The organism is Actinomycetes bacterium, assembly GCA_035489715.1.
GTDB lineage: Bacteria > Actinomycetota > Actinomycetes > JACCUZ01 > JACCUZ01 > DATHAP01.
Genome location: DATHAP010000071.1, coordinates 23,048 through 38,834, shown reverse-complemented (window position 1 = coordinate 38,834; position 15,787 = coordinate 23,048). Strand labels below are relative to the sequence as shown.

At 75.2% G+C, this 15,787-nt stretch carries 15 protein-coding genes; 13 read left to right on the top strand and 2 right to left on the bottom strand.

Annotated elements, in window-relative coordinates; all coding sequences use genetic code 11:
• Window positions 1–322: 322 nt before the first annotated feature.
• On the bottom strand, window positions 323–1,258 hold the full coding sequence (coaA, locus tag VK640_06225) for a type I pantothenate kinase (protein ID HTE72778.1): 936 nt from the start codon (window positions 1,256–1,258) through the stop codon (window positions 323–325).
• Window positions 1,259–1,278: 20 nt separating this feature from the next.
• On the opposite strand from coaA, the gene glmS reads away from it, so the two are divergent.
• The 13 genes from glmS (at window position 1,279) to VK640_06160 (ending at window position 14,458) form a co-directional block, all read left to right on the top strand.
• A complete protein-coding gene (gene glmS / locus VK640_06220) occupies window positions 1,279–3,144 on the top strand; it encodes a glutamine--fructose-6-phosphate transaminase (isomerizing) (GenBank protein HTE72777.1) in 1,866 nt (621 codons plus the stop codon).
• Between the two features lie 132 nt (window positions 3,145–3,276).
• The gene (locus VK640_06215) at window positions 3,277–4,767 is read left to right on the top strand and encodes an alkaline phosphatase PhoX (GenBank protein ID HTE72776.1); all 1,491 of its coding nucleotides are present in this window, start codon (window positions 3,277–3,279) and stop codon (window positions 4,765–4,767) included.
• A gap of 70 nt (window positions 4,768–4,837) precedes the next feature.
• Window positions 4,838–5,188: a holo-ACP synthase gene (locus VK640_06210; GenBank protein ID HTE72775.1), complete on the top strand. Its 351-nt coding sequence runs from the start codon at window positions 4,838–4,840 to the stop codon at window positions 5,186–5,188.
• Window position 5,189: 1 nt separating this feature from the next.
• Window positions 5,190–6,605 carry an NAD(P)H-hydrate dehydratase gene (locus tag VK640_06205; protein HTE72774.1) on the top strand — a complete coding sequence of 472 codons (1,416 nt, stop codon included), beginning with the start codon at window positions 5,190–5,192 and terminating at the stop codon, window positions 6,603–6,605.
• A complete protein-coding gene (gene alr / locus VK640_06200) occupies window positions 6,602–7,771 on the top strand; it encodes an alanine racemase (GenBank protein ID HTE72773.1) in 1,170 nt (389 codons plus the stop codon). The genes VK640_06205 and alr overlap by 4 nt, the downstream gene beginning before the upstream one ends.
• The gene (locus tag VK640_06195; GenBank protein ID HTE72772.1) at window positions 7,772–8,890 is read left to right on the top strand and encodes an alpha/beta hydrolase; all 1,119 of its coding nucleotides are present in this window, start codon (window positions 7,772–7,774) and stop codon (window positions 8,888–8,890) included.
• Window positions 8,887–9,504, top strand: a complete 618-nt coding sequence (locus VK640_06190; protein HTE72771.1) for a uracil-DNA glycosylase — start codon at window positions 8,887–8,889, stop codon at window positions 9,502–9,504. Before VK640_06195 ends, VK640_06190 begins: the two co-directional genes overlap by 4 nt.
• Entirely contained in the window at window positions 9,501–10,448 is a 948-nt protein-coding gene (tsaE, locus tag VK640_06185; protein HTE72770.1) for a tRNA (adenosine(37)-N6)-threonylcarbamoyltransferase complex ATPase subunit type 1 TsaE, read from the top strand. The genes VK640_06190 and tsaE overlap by 4 nt, the downstream gene beginning before the upstream one ends.
• Window positions 10,449–10,458: 10 nt before the next feature.
• Entirely contained in the window at window positions 10,459–11,088 is a 630-nt protein-coding gene (tsaB, locus tag VK640_06180; GenBank protein HTE72769.1) for a tRNA (adenosine(37)-N6)-threonylcarbamoyltransferase complex dimerization subunit type 1 TsaB, read from the top strand.
• Window positions 11,089–11,119: 31 nt separating this feature from the next.
• Window positions 11,120–11,557, top strand: a complete 438-nt coding sequence (gene rimI / locus VK640_06175; protein ID HTE72768.1) for a ribosomal protein S18-alanine N-acetyltransferase — start codon at window positions 11,120–11,122, stop codon at window positions 11,555–11,557.
• Entirely contained in the window at window positions 11,554–12,450 is an 897-nt protein-coding gene (locus tag VK640_06170) for a hypothetical protein (protein ID HTE72767.1), read from the top strand. Before rimI ends, VK640_06170 begins: the two co-directional genes overlap by 4 nt.
• Window positions 12,447–13,508 (top strand): tRNA (adenosine(37)-N6)-threonylcarbamoyltransferase complex transferase subunit TsaD, encoded by a 1,062-nt coding sequence (gene tsaD, locus VK640_06165; GenBank protein ID HTE72766.1) that lies wholly within the window; start codon window positions 12,447–12,449, stop codon window positions 13,506–13,508. The genes VK640_06170 and tsaD overlap by 4 nt, the downstream gene beginning before the upstream one ends.
• Window positions 13,505–14,458 (top strand): sodium:calcium antiporter, encoded by a 954-nt coding sequence (locus VK640_06160; protein ID HTE72765.1) that lies wholly within the window; start codon window positions 13,505–13,507, stop codon window positions 14,456–14,458. The genes tsaD and VK640_06160 overlap by 4 nt, the downstream gene beginning before the upstream one ends.
• 6 nt (window positions 14,459–14,464) lie before the next feature.
• On the opposite strand, the gene VK640_06155 is transcribed toward VK640_06160, so the two are convergent.
• Entirely contained in the window at window positions 14,465–15,685 is a 1,221-nt protein-coding gene (locus VK640_06155) for a class I SAM-dependent methyltransferase (protein ID HTE72764.1), read from the bottom strand.
• Window positions 15,686–15,787: the final 102 nt, after the last annotated feature.

Here is a 15,787-nt window from a genome sequence, read left to right as displayed (position 1 = left end):
AACGGCCCAGCCCCCACCCGGGCTGGCCCCGACGGGGATGATCCCGGGTTCTGAGTCCCGATGTGGGTCCCGGGCGCTGCCGGACCGCCCTCGAGCAGCCGCCCCTTCGCGTGGCCTCGCGCTGTCCCGCCGCGCCGCGCGCGCGACCGGCCCGCGCGCGCTACTTCGGCGCGCGCACAGCCCCGCGTGCGCACAGCCCGCGTGCGCACAGCCCCGCGCGCGCACCGCCCCGCGCCGGCGCGCGTACTGCGCCGCGGCCCCCGCGCCCCGGTGTCTCTCCGCGCCCCACGCGCTGTGCCGCGGCGCACGGGGCGACGTGCGGTCATAGCTTGCGCAGCCGGATCTGCCGCACCGAGTGGTCCGGGCCCTTCTCGAGCACGAGGGTCGCCCGGCCGCGGGTGGGCTGGATGTTCTGCTCGAGGTTGGGACCGTTGACCTCGCGCCAGATGCCGGTGGCGGTCGCACGCGCCTCATCGTCGGTGAGCGCGGCGAAGCGGTGGAAGTACGAGGCCGGGTCGGCGAAGGCGGAGTCGCGCAGCTGGCGGAACCGGTCGACGTACCAGCGCTCGACGTCGTGCGGATCGGCGTCAACGTAGATCGAGAAGTCGAAGAAGTCCGACACAGCGACGCTCGACCGGCCCTCGGGATGGGTGCGCGGAGGCTGCAGCACGTTGAGTCCCTCGACGAGCAGGATGTCGGGGGACCGGACGACGACGGTCTGGTCGGGGACCGCGTCGTAGGTGAGGTGGGAGTAGACCGGCGCAGGGACGGCGGGCTCGCCGGAGGCCACCCGGGTCAGGAACCGGAGCAGCCCCCGCTGGTCATACGACTCCGGGAAGCCCTTGCGCGCCAGCAGGCCGCGACGCACGAGCTCGGCGTTGGGCAGCAAGAAGCCGTCGGTGGTGACCAGGTCGACCGTCGGGTGGTCCGGCCACCGGGCGAGCAGCTCGCGCAGGACCCTGGACGTCGTGCTCTTGCCCACGGCGACGCTGCCGGCCACGCCGATCACGAACGGCGGCCGGGCCGAGGAGTCGCCGAGGAACGTCGACGTGACGCGGTGCCGCTCGGCGGCGGCGCGGACCTGCAGGTTGAGCAGCCGAGACAGCGGCAGGTAGACCTCCTCGACCTCGGCCAGGTCGATCGGCTCGCCGAGGCCGCGCAGCCGCTCCAGATCGTCGTCGGTGAGGGGCAAGGGCGTCGCGGCCCGAAGGTCCCGCCACTGCTGGCGGTCGATCACGACGTACGGACCGGTGCTCACGGGTGGATACCCTGGCACCCATGTGCGGCATCGTGGGATACGTCGGCGACCAGTCCGCCCTGGAGGTGGTCGTCGAGGGGCTCCGCCGGCTCGAGTACCGCGGCTACGACTCCGCCGGCGTCGCCGTGCTCACCGAGGGCGGGCTGGCCATGACCAAGCGCGCCGGCAAGCTGGCCAACCTCGACAAGGCGCTGGCCGACGACCCGTTGCCCCCGGCCACCACCGGGATCGGGCACACCCGGTGGGCGACCCACGGCGCACCCAACGACCGGAACGCGCACCCGCACGTCGACTGCACCGGCTCGGTTGCGGTGATCCACAACGGCATCATCGAGAACTTCGCTCACCTGCGCGCGGAGCTCGAGGAGCGCGGTCACACGCTTCTCTCCGACACCGACACCGAGGCGGTCGCGCACCTGCTCGAGGAGGCGACCGGCGACCAGGCGGCCACCGGCGGGCCGGTCGACCTGGCCGAAGCGATGCGCCAGGTCTGCGGGCGGCTCGAGGGCGCCTTCACCCTCGTGGCGACCCACGTCGGCGCGCCGGACGTCGTCGTCGGCGCCCGCCGCAACTCACCGCTGGTCGCCGGCCGCGGCGACGGCGGGAACTTCCTGGCCTCCGACGTGGCCGCGTTCATCGCGCACACCCGTGACGCGGTCGAGCTGGGTCAGGACCAGGTCGTCGAGGTCAGTCGGGACGCGATCGTGGTCACCGATTTCGACGGCAACCCGGGCCAGGTCACCGAGTACCACGTCGACTGGGACCTCTCCGCCGCCGAGAAGGGCGGCTACGACTACTTCATGCTCAAGGAGATCGCCGAGCAGCCGCAGGCGGTCGCCGATACGCTTCTCGGCCGGCTCACCGACGACGGCCGGCTGATGCTCGACGAGATGCGGCTGTCCGACGACGACCTCCGCGAGGTCGACAAGATCATCGTCGTGGCGTGCGGAACGGCGTTCCACGCAGGGCTGGTCGCGAAGTACGCCATCGAGCACTGGACCCGCATCCCGTGCGAGGTCGAGCTGGCATCGGAGTTCCGCTACCGCGACCCGGTGCTGACCCGATCGACGCTGATCATCGCAATCTCGCAGTCCGGCGAGACGATGGACACGCTGATGGCGCTGCGGCACGCGCGTGAGCAGCGGTCGCGGGTCCTCGCGGTCTGCAACACCAACGGCTCGACCATCCCGCGCGAGTCGGACGCGGTCCTCTACACGCACGCCGGCCCGGAGATCGCGGTCGCTTCGACGAAGGGCTACCTGACCCAGATCGTCGCCTGCTTCCTGGTCGGGCTGTACCTGGCCCAGGTGCGTGGCACGAAGTACGGCGACGAGATCAGCGGCGTCGTCGACGACCTGCGTGAGATGCCGGACAAGATCGCCCGCGTCCTGGCCAACCTCGACCAGGTGCGTGACCTGGCGCGAGAGCTCGCGACGGCGCCGTCGGTGCTCTTCTTCGGCCGGCACGTCGGCTACCCGACGGCGCTCGAGGGCGCGCTGAAGCTCAAAGAGCTCGCCTACATGCACGCCGAGGGCTTCGCGGCCGGCGAGCTCAAGCACGGGCCGATCGCCCTGATCGAGGAGGGCGTGCCGGTCATCGCCGCGGTCCCGTCGCCTCGTGGCCGCAGCATCCTGCACGACAAGGTGGTGTCCAACCTGCAGGAGGTCCGGGCCCGCGGCGCGCGCACCATCGTGATCGCCGAGGACGGTGACACGGCGGTGGAGCCGTACGCCGACCTGGTGATCCGCATCCCGGAGTCGCCGTCGCTGCTGCAGCCGCTGCTCTCGACGGTGCCCCTGCAGGTGTTCGCCTGCGAGATGGCGACCGCCCGCGGCCACGACGTCGACCAGCCGCGCAACCTGGCCAAATCTGTCACCGTCGAGTGACGACCGGTCGCGCTGGGTGAAATCCCGGTGTGACGGCGTGCCGCGGCGTCGGCGGCAGGGGGTTACGTCGGCAATGCGTCCCGGTCTAAGGTTCCGGGATCTCGGACGACTCGTCGACGAAGGGTGCCTTCCGTGACCGATCTCGATCGCCGCAGCTTCCTCAAGACGGGAGCCGCCGTAGCAGGCGGCGCAGCCCTCGCCGGACCCTTCCAGGGGTACGTGGCGGCCGGCGCGTGGGCGGCACCCACGAATCCTGCCGCGCACCAACTCGTGCCGGTGCCGGACCAGGCAGACGGTGTCGTCCGCCTGGCACTGCCGCCCGGCTTCGCCTACCGGTCATTCGACGACCGGGGGAAGTCGGCCACTCTCACCGTGGGCAACATCCGGATCCCGGGCCGGCACGACGGGATGGCCGCCTTCGCCGGTCCCGCGGCGGGCATCTCGACCCTGGTTCGCAACCACGAGGTCGCCCTACCTGCCGCGACGACGACCCCGCCGAACCCGGCTGGCAACACCACCGCCTTCGGCAGCGCGGCCACGGCGTACGACCCGAAGGCACCCGGTGGGACCACCACCGTCGAGGTCGACGGCGAGGGCCACGTCATCAAGTCGTACGTCTCCCTCAACGGCACGCTGCAGAACTGCAGTGGCGGACCGACGCCATGGGGCACGTGGCTCACATGTGAGGAGACCGTCAACGGTCCTGACGTGGGTCCGGACTTCACCGGCATCACCAACGCCTTCCTGACCAAGCGCCACGGCTACGTCTTCGAGGTCCCGTCGGACGAGCCGAATACCTCTCCCGTTCCGATCCGCAACGCGGGTCGGTTCGCGCACGAGTCGGTGGCCTGGGACCCGCACAGCGGTGCCCTCTACCTCAGTGAGGACAACTTCGGCTTCCCGTCCGGCTTCTACAAGTACGTCCCGCCGACCGCCCCTGCAGCCGCCGGTGGACTGGCCGACGGTGGCACCCTGTGGATGCTCAAGGTGAAGGGTGTCCAGAACGCCAACCTGGCGCGCAAGCACCCTGACAAAGCAACGTATGACGTCGAGTGGGTCAAGATCGACAATCCTGACTTCGGAGCGGACACGGCTCCGGTGCAGCGGACGAACAACGCGGGCCTGACCTTCGTCAGCAACCAAGGGCTCGCCAAGGGTGCCGCGCGCTTCTCGCGCCTCGAGGGCACCATCTACGACGCTGGTCTCGTCTACTTCACGTCGACTCAGGGTGGTGGCGAGCCGGAGGCGACGAACGAGGACTCGGTCGACGGCTGGGGCAACGGCTGGGGCCAGATCTGGGCCTACGACTCCCGCACCGAGCAGCTGCACCTGCTCTTCGAGTCGCCAAACCGGAACGTCCTTGACTTCCCGGACAACGTCACGACGAGCCCTCGAGGGACCTTGGTCGTCTGTGAGGACCACGACGACTACAACTTCCTGCGGGGCCTCACTCGTCGCGGCAAGCTCATCACCTTCGCCCAGAACGTGATGGTCGGACGTACCGGCGACGAGTTCGCTGGTTCGACCTTCAGCCGGACCGGTTCGACGCTCTACGTGAACATCCAGTCCTCGAACGGCCTGACCTTCGCGATCTGGGGCGACTGGGAAAGCATCGGCATCTGACCGGACGGGTAGGCACGACGGCCGGCGGGCGGTGCTCGCCGGCCGTCGAAGTGCGTGCGAGGGTAAGCCCGTGATCCTCGGAGTCGGCATCGACGTGGTCGATGTCGCGCGCTTCTCCCGCACCCTCGAGCGGTCGCCACGGCTGCGGGCGCGGCTGTTCACCGACGCGGAGCAGCAGCTGCCGCCCGCCTCGCTGGCCGCGCGCTTCGCCGCCAAGGAGGCGCTGGCCAAGGCGCTCGGTGCCCCGGTCGGGCTGCACTGGCGCGACGCGGAGGTCCACCGGGGTGACGACGGCCGGCCGCACCTGACGATGCAGGGCACCGTGCAGCGACGCGCGAATGAGCTCGGCGTGCGACGTACGCACGTCTCCCTCAGCCACGACGCGGGCATCGCCTCGGCTGTCGTCATGGTGGAGGACTGACGTGCGCGTCGCCCACGACGTCGACACGGTCGTCGCCGCCGAGCAGGTGCTGCTCGACGCCCTGCCCGACGGCGCGCTCATGCAGCGCGCGTCGACCGGGCTCGCCACCGTCTGCGCGGACCTGCTGCCCCGCGTCTACGGCTCGCGGGTCGTGCTGCTCGTCGGCAGCGGCAACAACGGCGGCGACGCGCTGCACGCCGGGGCCTGGCTGGCCGCGCGCGGAGCCCGGGTCGAGGCGCTGCTCCTCGCCGACCGTGCGCACGAGGGCGGCCTGGCCGCGCTGCGCCGGGCGGGCGGTCGGGTGCGGCCGACCGGGGACTCGACAGCGACCGCAGTCCCCGACGGCACGGACCTGATCGTCGACGGCATCCTCGGCATCGGTGGCCGCGGCGGCCTGCGCGGAGCGGCGGCCGAGCTGGTCGCCGCGCTGCCCGACGACGCCACCGTGGTCGCGGTCGACGTCCCGAGCGGGGTCGACGCGTCGACCGGCCAGGTCGAGGGCGTCGCCGTCCGCGCGGACGTCACCGTCACGTTCGGCAGCCTCAAGCCTGGCCTGGTCGTCGACCCGGGCGCCGGGCTGGCCGGCGCGGTCGAACTGGTCGACATCGGGCTGGACCTCCCGCCGGCCGACGTCGAGCTGCTGCAGGCCGAGGACGTCCGGCACCTCCTGCCGAGACCGTCGCGCGAGTCGGACAAGTACCGCCGCGGCGTCGTCGGCGTCGCGGCCGGCTCGGCGCAGTACACCGGTGCCGCCGTCCTGTGCACCGGCGGCGCCGTCCGGGGCGGTGCCGGCATGGTGCGGTACGTCGGGGCGGACGAGCCGGCCGGGCTGGTGCGCGGGGCCTGGCCGGAGGTCGTCGTCGGCGCCGGCCGGGTGCAGGCATGGACCGTGGGGTCCGGCGGCGGCGGGGACGCCGGCGACCGGCTGGCCGATGCGCTCGGCGACGGCGTGCCGGTGGTCGTGGACGCCGACGCGATCGCCGCCGTGCCCGAGCTGGTGCGCCACGACGACGCACCCCTCCTGCTGACGCCGCACGCCGGCGAGCTGGCCCGGCTGGTCGGCGCGGACCGCGACGACGTCGAGGCGCGGCGGCTGCACCACGCCCGGGCGGCCGCCCGCGAGCTCGACGCCGTCGTCCTGCTCAAGGGCTCGACCACCGTCGTCGCCCGGCCAGACGGCCGGGTGCGGGTCAACCCGACCGGCACCGCGGCACTCGCGACCGCCGGCTCCGGGGACGTCCTCGCCGGGCTCGCCGGTGCGCTGCTGGCCGGCGGCCTCGACCCCTTCGACGCCGGGTCGGTCGCCGCGTGGGTGCACGGCCTGGCCGGCCGGCTGGCCCACGACGGCGGCGCGCCGGTCTCGGCGACCGACGTGCTCGCGGCCCTGCCGGCCGCGCTTGGCAGACTGGCCCGGTGACCCCCGCCGCACCCGGCCGCAGCCACGCGCAGGCCTTGGTCGACCTCGGCGCCGTGCGCGACAACGTCGCCGCGCTGCGGTCGCGGACCTCCGCGGATGTGCTCGCCGTCGTCAAGGCCGACGGCTACGGCCACGGGCTGGTCCCCTGCGCGCGGGCGGCCGTGGCCGGTGGCGCGACCTGGCTGGGCACCGCCCTGGTCGACGAGGCGCTCGCCCTGCGCGCGGCCGGCCTGAGCGCACCCCGGGTGCTCGCCTGGCTGCTCGGGCCGGGCGAGCGGTGGGCCGACGCCGTGCGGGCGGATGTGGACCTGTCGGTCAACGCGGTGTGGGCCCTCGACGAGGTCGCCACGGCCGCGGCCGAGGTGGACTGCCCGGCTCGGGTGCATCTCAAGGTCGACACCGGGCTCAGCCGCGGCGGCAGCGCGCTCGCCGACTGGCCGGACCTGGTCGAGGCCGCCCGCAAGGCCGAGGCCGCGGGCCTGGTGACCGTCGTCGGCCTCTGGTCGCACCTCGCCTACGCCGACGCGCCGGGCCACCCGACGATCCGGCGCCAGGCCGAGGAGTTCCGCCTCGCCGTCGACCACGCCGAGGGGGCCGGCATCAGCCCCGAGGTGCGCCACCTGGCCAACTCGGCAGCCACCCTCACCGCGCCGGAGCAGCACTTCGACCTGGTGCGGCCAGGGCTGGCCGTCTACGGCCTGTCCCCGGTGCCCGAGGTGGGCGACCCGGCCCACTTCGGGCTGCGCCCGGCCATGACGGTGACCGCAGGGCTCGTGCTGGTCAAGCGGGTCCCGGCCGGCAGCGGCGTGTCGTACGGCCACACCTACACGACCGAGCGCGAGACGACCCTCGGCCTGGTGCCGCTCGGCTACGCCGACGGCGTCCCGCGCGACGCGAGCAACGTCGGCCCGGTCCTCGCCGCCGGCCGCCGGCGGACCGTGGCGGGGCGGGTCTGCATGGACCAGCTGGTGCTCGACCTGGGCGACGACGACGCCGCGGTCGGCGACCAGGTCGTGCTCTTCGGTCCGGGCGACGACGGGGAGCCGACCGCCCAGGACTGGGCGGACGCGACCGACACCATCTCCTACGAGATCGTCACCCGGGTGGGGCCGCGGGTGCCCAGGGTCTATGTCGGAGGGCTCGACGTCGGAGAGGACGCGAGCTAGGTGGCACCCCTGTCCAACCTGCCCACCTGGGGCCGCCGGGCGGCCGTCGTCGGCGCTGCCGCCGGGGTCGTGGCGGCCGGCGCCGCGGTCGGCCTGGCCGCCGAGCGCTACGCCGTCGGCCGCTCGTTCCGCAACGCGGAGGACCCGTGGGCGGACGAGCCGTTCGGCGCGCTGCGCGGCACCGTCGTCCCGGTGACGGCGGACGACGGGGTCGACCTGCACGTCGAGGTCGACGGCCCGCTGCCCGACCGGCGACGGGGACGCCGCGGGCCGCAGCCGCCGGTCACGGTCGTGTTCTGCCACGGCCTGGCCCTCACCCAGGACAGCTGGCACCACCAGCGACGTGACCTGTCCGACCTGGGTCGCCTGGTGTTCTGGGACCAGCGCGGGCACGGCCGCTCCGGCCGCGGCCCCATGGAGCACGCCACCATCGACCAGCTCGGCCACGACCTGCTCGCCGTGCTCGAGGCCACCGCGCCCACCGGGCCGGTCGTGCTGGTCGGCCACTCGATGGGCGGCATGACGATCATGGCGCTGGCCGAGCAGCACCCGGAGCTGTTCGGCGACCGGGTCATCGGCGTCGCCCTGGTCGCCACCTCGCCGGGCCGGCTGGCCGAGGTCACCTTCGGCGTGCCCGCCGCGGCCGGCCGCGCGCTGCGCCGGGCCGCGCCGGGTGCCCTCGCCGCCCTCAACCGGCGGCCGGCCCTGCTCGCCCGGACCCGTCGCCTCGGCGCGGACATCGAGTTCGTCCTCACCAAGCGATACTCCTTCGCCACCGACGTGCCGCCCTCGCTGGTCCGGTTCGTCCAGGAGATGCACGACAGCACCCCGCTGGACGTGCTGGCCGAGCTGTTCCCGGCCTTCGACGCCCACGACAAGCTCGACTCGCTCGAGGTCCTCAACGGCGTCGAGACGCTGATCATGGGCGGCGAGCGGGACGCCATGACCCCGGCCGACCACAGCCGCGAGATGGTCGAGCGGGTGCCGGGTGCCGAGCTGGCGATCCTGCCCGAGGCCGGGCACCTGCTCATGCTGGAGCACCACGACGTCGTGACCGACCACCTGCGCTCCCTGGTCGAGCGGGCCCTGCGCGCCCACCCGGCGAGCTCGGCCGGGTGAGCACGGGCATCGAGGACACCGCCGCCGCGGCGGCCGGCACCTCGACGTGGGACGACTTGGCGGCCAGGGTGCAGCGCTGCACGGCGTGCACCGAGCTGGCCGCGTCGCGAACCCGCGTCGTCCCCGGGGTCCGGCCGACCGGGGGCGCGGACGTCCTGCTGGTCGGCGAGGCGCCCGGGGCGCAGGAGGACGCAGCTGGGGTACCCTTCGTCGGCCGCTCCGGGCAGCTGCTCGACGGCCTGCTGGCCGACGCCGGCCTGGCCCGCGAGCGGGTCGCCGTCGCCAACGTGCTCAAGTGCCGGCCGCCGGCCAACCGCAAGCCACGCCGGGCCGAGGTGGCCCGGTGCCGCCCCTGGCTGACCCGCCAGCTCGAGCTGGCCGACCCGGCGGTCGTCGTCGCGCTCGGCGGGACCGCGGCCGAGTGGTTCTTCGGCCCCGGCGCGCGGATCGCGACCCTGCGGGAGCGGCCGCAGCTCGTCGAGGGCCGGCCGGTGCTGGTGACCTACCACCCGTCGGCGGCGATCCGCTTCGGCCCGAACGGCGCACCCCTGGCCGCGCTGCGCGAGGACCTGGCGCGGGCGGCCGGCCTCGTCCCTCCCGGGCGACCGGCGTGACGGCGTACGCACCGGTCGTCCGCGACGCCACCCCCGCCGACGCCCCGGTGGTGCACGCGCTGACCCGCGAGGTCTTCGGGGCGTACGCCGCGCTCGAACCGCAGCCGTCCGCGCTGCGCGAGACCGTCGACGACGTCGCCCGTGAGCTGGCGGCCACCGGGGGTCTTGTCGTGACCGAGGGCGGTGACGGGCCGGTCGTGGCGGTCGCCCGGTTCGCCGAGCACGACGGCGGCTTCTGGCTGCGCCGGGTGGGGGTGCGCGAGGCAGCGCGTCGGCGGGGCGTCGCGCGGGCGATCGCCGAGCGGGCCGACGAGGTGGCCCGCCGGCGCGGCTACCGCGAGGTGCGGGTCGGCGTGCGCGCGCCGTTGCCGGCGGTCGCCGGCGTGTGGCGCCGGCTCGGGTTCGCCGACGTGGCCGAGCACGCCTACTGGGTCGAGCTCGCGCGACCGGCGCCGCTGCGGCTGACCGTGCCGACCGCGGACGACATGTCGGCCCTCGGCGCCCGGCTGGCCGGGCTGCTGCGGGCCGGTGATGTGGTGCTGCTCAGCGGCGACCTCGGTGCGGGCAAGACGACGCTGACCCGCGGTCTCGGCGCCGCCCTCGGCGTGCGGGGCGCCGTCACCTCGCCGACGTTCGTCATCGCCCGGGTGCACCCGCCGGGTGCCTCGGCCGGCGGGCTGCCACTCGTGCACGTGGACGCCTACCGGCTGCACGACCTGGCCGAGGTGGACGACCTCGACCTGGACGCGTCGGCGGCCGAGTCGGTGACCGTCGTCGAGTGGGGTGCCGGCAAGGTCGAGGGTCTCTCCGACAGCCGGCTCGAGGTGGTGCTGCACCGCGGCAGCGCGGGCGAGGACGAGACGCGCACCGTGCTGGTCCGCGGGCTGGGCCAGCGGTGGGCGGGGGTGGACCTCGGGCCGGTCGCCGCCGGCCTCGCGGACTAGCCTCGGCGCCGTGCTGCTCGCCCTCGACACCGCGACGCCCGCGGTCACGGTGGCCGTCGCCGACGGCGACCTGGTGCTGGCCGAGCGCACCACGGTCGCCGGTCGACGACACGGCGAGCTGCTCGCGCCCGCGGTCGAGGCGGTGCTGCGCGACGCGGGGGTCGGACGCACCGCGCTGGACCGGGTGGCCGTCGGAGTCGGACCCGGGCCGTTCACCGGGCTGCGCGTCGGGCTGGTGACCGCACGGACCCTCGGTGTGGTCCTCGGCCTGCCGGTGGTCGGCGTCTGCACCCTCGACGTGCTCGCCCTGATGGCGGTCGAGGAGGGAGTCACCGGACCCTTCCGGGTGGCGGCCGACGCGCTGCGGCGGGAAGTGCACTGGGCGACGTACGAAGGCACGCACCGGATCGACGGCCCGCACGTCGACCGCCCGGCCGACGTCGCGTGGGCCGGGCCGGCGGTGGGTGCCGGCGCGGCCATCTACGGCGAGCACTTCCCCCGGGCGCGCGGGCCGCAGCTCCCGACGGCGGGGGCGATGTGCCGGTGGGTGGCGCGCGGCATGCCGCTGCTCGAGCCCGAGCCGCTCTACCTGCGACGGCCGGACGCCGTGGAGCCCGCCGCCGGCAAGCCGGTGTCGTGACCGGCCGGTGCCGGTGACGACGCTGCGGCGGATGCGCTGGTGGGACGTGCCCGCTGCGCACCGGATCGAGACCGAGGTCTTCCCGGACCCGTGGTCGGTCGAGACCTTCTGGTCCGAGCTCGCGCACGTGCCGGAGACCCGGCACTACCTGGTCGCCGACCAGGACGGCGCGGTCGTCGGCTACGCCGGTCTGGTGTGCACCGGTGCGCAGGCCGACGTGCAGACGCTCGCGGTCGCGGCGGGGCAGCAGGGCCGCGGGCTGGGCGGCGAGCTGCTCCGCGCCCTCCTCGCGGAGGCACGGCGCCGGGGCGCGACCGAGGTGCTGCTCGAGGTGCGCGCGGAGAACAGGGTGGCGCAACAGCTCTACGCCCGGCACGGGTTCGAGCGGATCGGCGTGCGGCGCGGCTACTACCGTCCCGGGGGGACCGACGCCCACGTGCTGCGCCGCCGCCTAGGGTCTGACGCGTGACAGCGAAGGTGGCGATCGCGACGGCAGCGGAGTTCCCCGACCTCGACGACGACGGGCCGGTGCTGCTGGCCGCGCTGGCCGGGAGCGGCATCGAGGCCGGACCGGCCGTGTGGTCCGACCCGGGTGTGGACTGGGCGACGTACGACCTGGTCGTCGTCCGGTCGACGTGGGACTACGCGCCGCGGCGCGACGAGTTCGTCGGGTGGGCGCACCGGGTCGCGGCGGTCACCCGCCTGGCCAACCCGGCCGACGTCATCGAGTGGAACACCGACAAGGTCTACCTGCGGGCGCTCGAGGACGCCGGGCTGCCCGTCGTGGCCACCGACTGGCTGGTGCCGGGCGACACCTTCGTGCCGCCGGTGCAGGGGGAGTACGTCGTCAAGCCCTCGGTCTCGGCGGGTTCGAAGGACACCGACCGCTTCCGGGCCGGCGAGCACGACGAGCTGGCCGTGGCGCACGCCGCGGCGATCCTGGCGTCCGGCCGGACCGTGATGGTGCAGCCCTACCTGCACGAGGTCGACACGGCCGGCGAGACCGCTCTGCTTTACATCGGCGGGGAGTTCAGCCACGCGATCCGCAAGGGCCCGATGCTCACGCCGGCCGGCGGGCCGGTCGAGGACCTCTACAAGGCCGAGGTGATCGACCAGCGGACGCCCTCGCCGGCCGAGCTCGAGGTGGGCGGCCGGGTCCTCGACGCGCTGGCCGACCTGGCGCCGGCCGGCCGCGCCGACCTGCTCTACGCGCGGGTCGACGTGGTGCCCGACCACGACGGCGACCCGACGCTGATCGAGCTGGAGCTCACCGAGCCGTCGATGTTCCTGACCGACGACGGGACCGGGGGCGCGCGGTCGGCCGAGCGCTTCGCCGCCGCGATCGAGGCTGCCCTCCGGTGAGCTCCGAGCGGGCAGAACGGCCGCTGGTGCTCGGGATCGAGACGTCGTGCGACGAGACCGGGGTCGGGCTGGTGCGCGGCCACACCCTGCTGGCCGACGCGGTCGCGAGCAGCGTCGAGGAGCACGCCCGCTTCGGGGGCGTGGTGCCCGAGGTGGCCAGCCGCGCCCATCTCGAGGCGATGGTGCCGACGGTGCAGCGGGCCTGCGCCGGGGCGGGCGTCTCGCTGGCCGACGTCGACGCGGTCGCCGTCACCAGCGGGCCGGGGCTGACCGGCGCCCTGCTCGTCGGGGTCGCGGCGGCCAAGGCGCTCGCGCTGGGCCTGGACCGTCCGCTGTACGGCGTCAACCACCTGGCCGCGCACGTGGCGGTCGACCAGCTCGAGCACGGTGCCCTGCCGGCACCGTGCGTCGCGCTGCTCGTCTCCGGCGGGCACTCCTCGCTGCTGCTGGTCCGCGACGTGACCGGCGACGTGCAGCCGCTCGGCGCCACCATCGACGACGCGGCCGGGGAGGCGTTCGACAAGGTGGCCCGGGTGCTCGGCCTGCCCTTCCCGGGCGGCCCGCACGTGGACCGGGCGGCGCGGGAGGGCGACCGGGCCTTCGTGGAGTTCCCGCGCGGGCTGACCGGTCCCAAGGACCTGCGGGAGCACCGCTACGACTTCTCCTTCTCCGGCCTGAAGACCGCGGTCGCCCGATGGGTCGAGGCCCGGGAGCGGGCGGGCGAGCCGGTGCCGGTGCCCGACGTCGCGGCGGCCTTCCAGGAGGCGGTCGTCGACGTGCTGACCCGCAAGGCGGTCCTCGCCTGCACCGAGCAGGGGGTCGACCACCTCGTCGTCGGCGGCGGGGTCGCGGCCAACTCGCGGCTGCGGGCGGTGGCCGAGGACCGCTGCGCGGCGGCCGGGGTCCGGCTGCGGGTGCCACGCCCGGGACTGTGCACCGACAACGGGGCGATGGTGGCCGCGCTCGGCTCGGAGCTGGTGGCCCGCGGGGTCGCGGCCTCTCCCCTGGACCTGCCGGCCGACTCCTCGATGCCGATCGAGCTGGTGCACAACGCGTGACCGGCTGGCTGCTGCTCGCCGCGGCGGCGGTGCTGCTCGTCGTCGGTGCCGAGCTCTTCGTCGAGAACGTGGCCGGCGCCGCCCGACGGCTCGGAGTCACCGTGGTCGCGGTCGGCGTGCTGCTCGCCGGCGCCGAGCCCGAGGAGCTCCTCACCGCGGTCCTGGCCGCGCTGCGCGACCGCCCCGGGCTCGCCGTCGGCGACGCGGTCGGTGCCAACGTCACCATGCTCACGGCCTGCCTCGGCCTGGCCGCGGTGGTCCGGCCGCTCCGGCTGGCCCACCGGGTCCGCACCTACGCAGTGCTGTCAGCGGTCGCCGGTCTGCTCGCCCTCGCCGTCCTCTGGTCGGGGGAGGTGACCCGGGTCGACGGCGCCCTGCTGGTGCTGGCCTACGTCGGGCTGGTCGCCCTCGTCTGGTGGCGCGAGCAGGAGCGGCCGGCCCTGGGCGAGCTCGCCGAGCTGGAGGAGGAGGACGCCGAGGGCGGCGACGATGCCGACCACGGCGCCCGGTCGCCCGCGGCGGCGCTGCTGATGTCCCTGCTCGGCATCGGGCTGATGCTCGGCGGCGGCGACCTCGCCGTGCGCGGCGCGACCGACGTCGTGGAGGTCCTGGGTCGCACCGACACCGCGGTCGGCCTGACCGTGCTCGCGCTGGCCACCACGGCCGAGCTGTTCGCGCTGGTGCTGGCCGCCGTGCGTCACGACGTGCCCGAGGTCGCGGTGGCCGGCGTCGTCGGCTCGGCGGCCTACAACGCGACCGCGACCCTCGGCGCCGCCGCCCTCGCCCGGCCCCTGGTGGTCGAGGACGGGACCCTCGGCCCGGCCGCGCTCGCCGCGGTGCTGCCCCTCGTCGTCGTCGCGCTGGCCGGCCGCAGCGGGCGGCTGGGCCGCCCCGCAGGGGCCCTCCTGCTGGCCGGCTACGCGACGTACGTCGTGCTGGTCCTCGCCTGAGCCGCCTCAGCGCGGTACCGGCTCGACCAGCAGCACCGTCTGCGCCCCGGCGACCCGGGTGAGCACGACCGTCGCCTCCGCGTCGCCGGAGAGCCGGAGCCGGGCCCGCAGCTCCTCGGGCGCCACCGCCGTCCCGCGCTTCTTCACCGTCAGCCGGCCGACCCCGCGGTCGCGGAGCAGCGCCCGGAGCCGCTTGAGGTGGAAGGGCAGGACATCGACCACCTCGTACGTCGTCAGGAACGGCGATACGACCGGTCCCGGCGTGCTCAGGTAGGCGATCGTCGGGTCCAGCAGGGTGGCGCCCAGGGGGTCGGCCACCTCGGCCACCAGACCGGCCCGGATCACCGCGCCGTCCGGCTCGTGCAGGTAGCGACCGACCGGCCCCACCGGCGCCCGGGCGGTGCCGTCGCCGGTGACCGTGGCGCTCGCGGGGAGCAGCGTCGCCCGGCGGGCCACCCCCGACCCGAGCGGCCCCCACCACAGCGCGCACTCGACGACGCCGCCGCCGACCGAAACCCACTCGGCCTCGGCGCCCGCAGGGAGCAGGTGGTGGGCCAGGCCGGGCGCCGTCTTGGCCCCGGTGGCGGGGACCCGGGCGGCCAGGCCCAGGACGGCGTCCCACGGGGGCGACCAGGTGCGCGGGTCGAGCGCCCGGCCACGGCCGCTGCGCCGGGCCGGGTCGACGAAGACCCCGGCCGCCTCGGCAAGGTCGACGTCGAGGTCAGGGGTGGCGTCGAGGTCGCCCGGGACGTCGCCGAGCCGCACCTCCGCCCGCTCATCCAGGCCGAGGGCGGCCAAGTTGGCCCGCGCCACCGCCACGGCGAGCGGGTCGCGGTCGACCCCCGTCACGGCCAGGCCCGCGGCGGCCAGCGCGGTCAGGTCGCCCCCCACGCCGCAGCAGAGGTCCAGCACCGGACCGTCCACCGCGGCGGCGAACCGCGCGGCGTGGCGGGCAGCGACCTCCGGGCGGGTGAGCTGCTCCAGGCCGTCCGGGGTGAGGTAGAGCCGGTCCGCGAGGTCGCCGAGCCGCGGCCGGGCCCGTGCGCGCAGCCGGGCCTGGGTGAGGGCGGCGGCGACCAGGTGGTCGGGGTGGCCGGCCCGGCGCAGTCGGTCGCCCTCGGTAAGGGCGGTCGCCGGGTCGTACGCCGCGAGCGACCGCAGGACCGCCTGGCCCTGGTCGGTGAGCAGGGCCCGGAAGCCCCGCAGCTCCGCGGCGTCGGGGTCCACCGGCGGATCATCGCAAAGCGGTCCGCCACAGGGGGTCGGGGATGCGGGCGGCCGGCCTGGTCGCGCGGGCCGGCGCAGAGACGTTCGCCGACCAGGCGCGCC

Coding starts and splice junctions, on each gene's coding strand:
- glmS (HTE72777.1), top strand. CDS start 1,279: ATGTGCGGCATCGTGGGATACGTCGGCGACCAGTCCGCCCTGGAGGTG.
- rimI (HTE72768.1), top strand. CDS start 11,120: ATGCGCTGGTGGGACGTGCCCGCTGCGCACCGGATCGAGACCGAGGTC.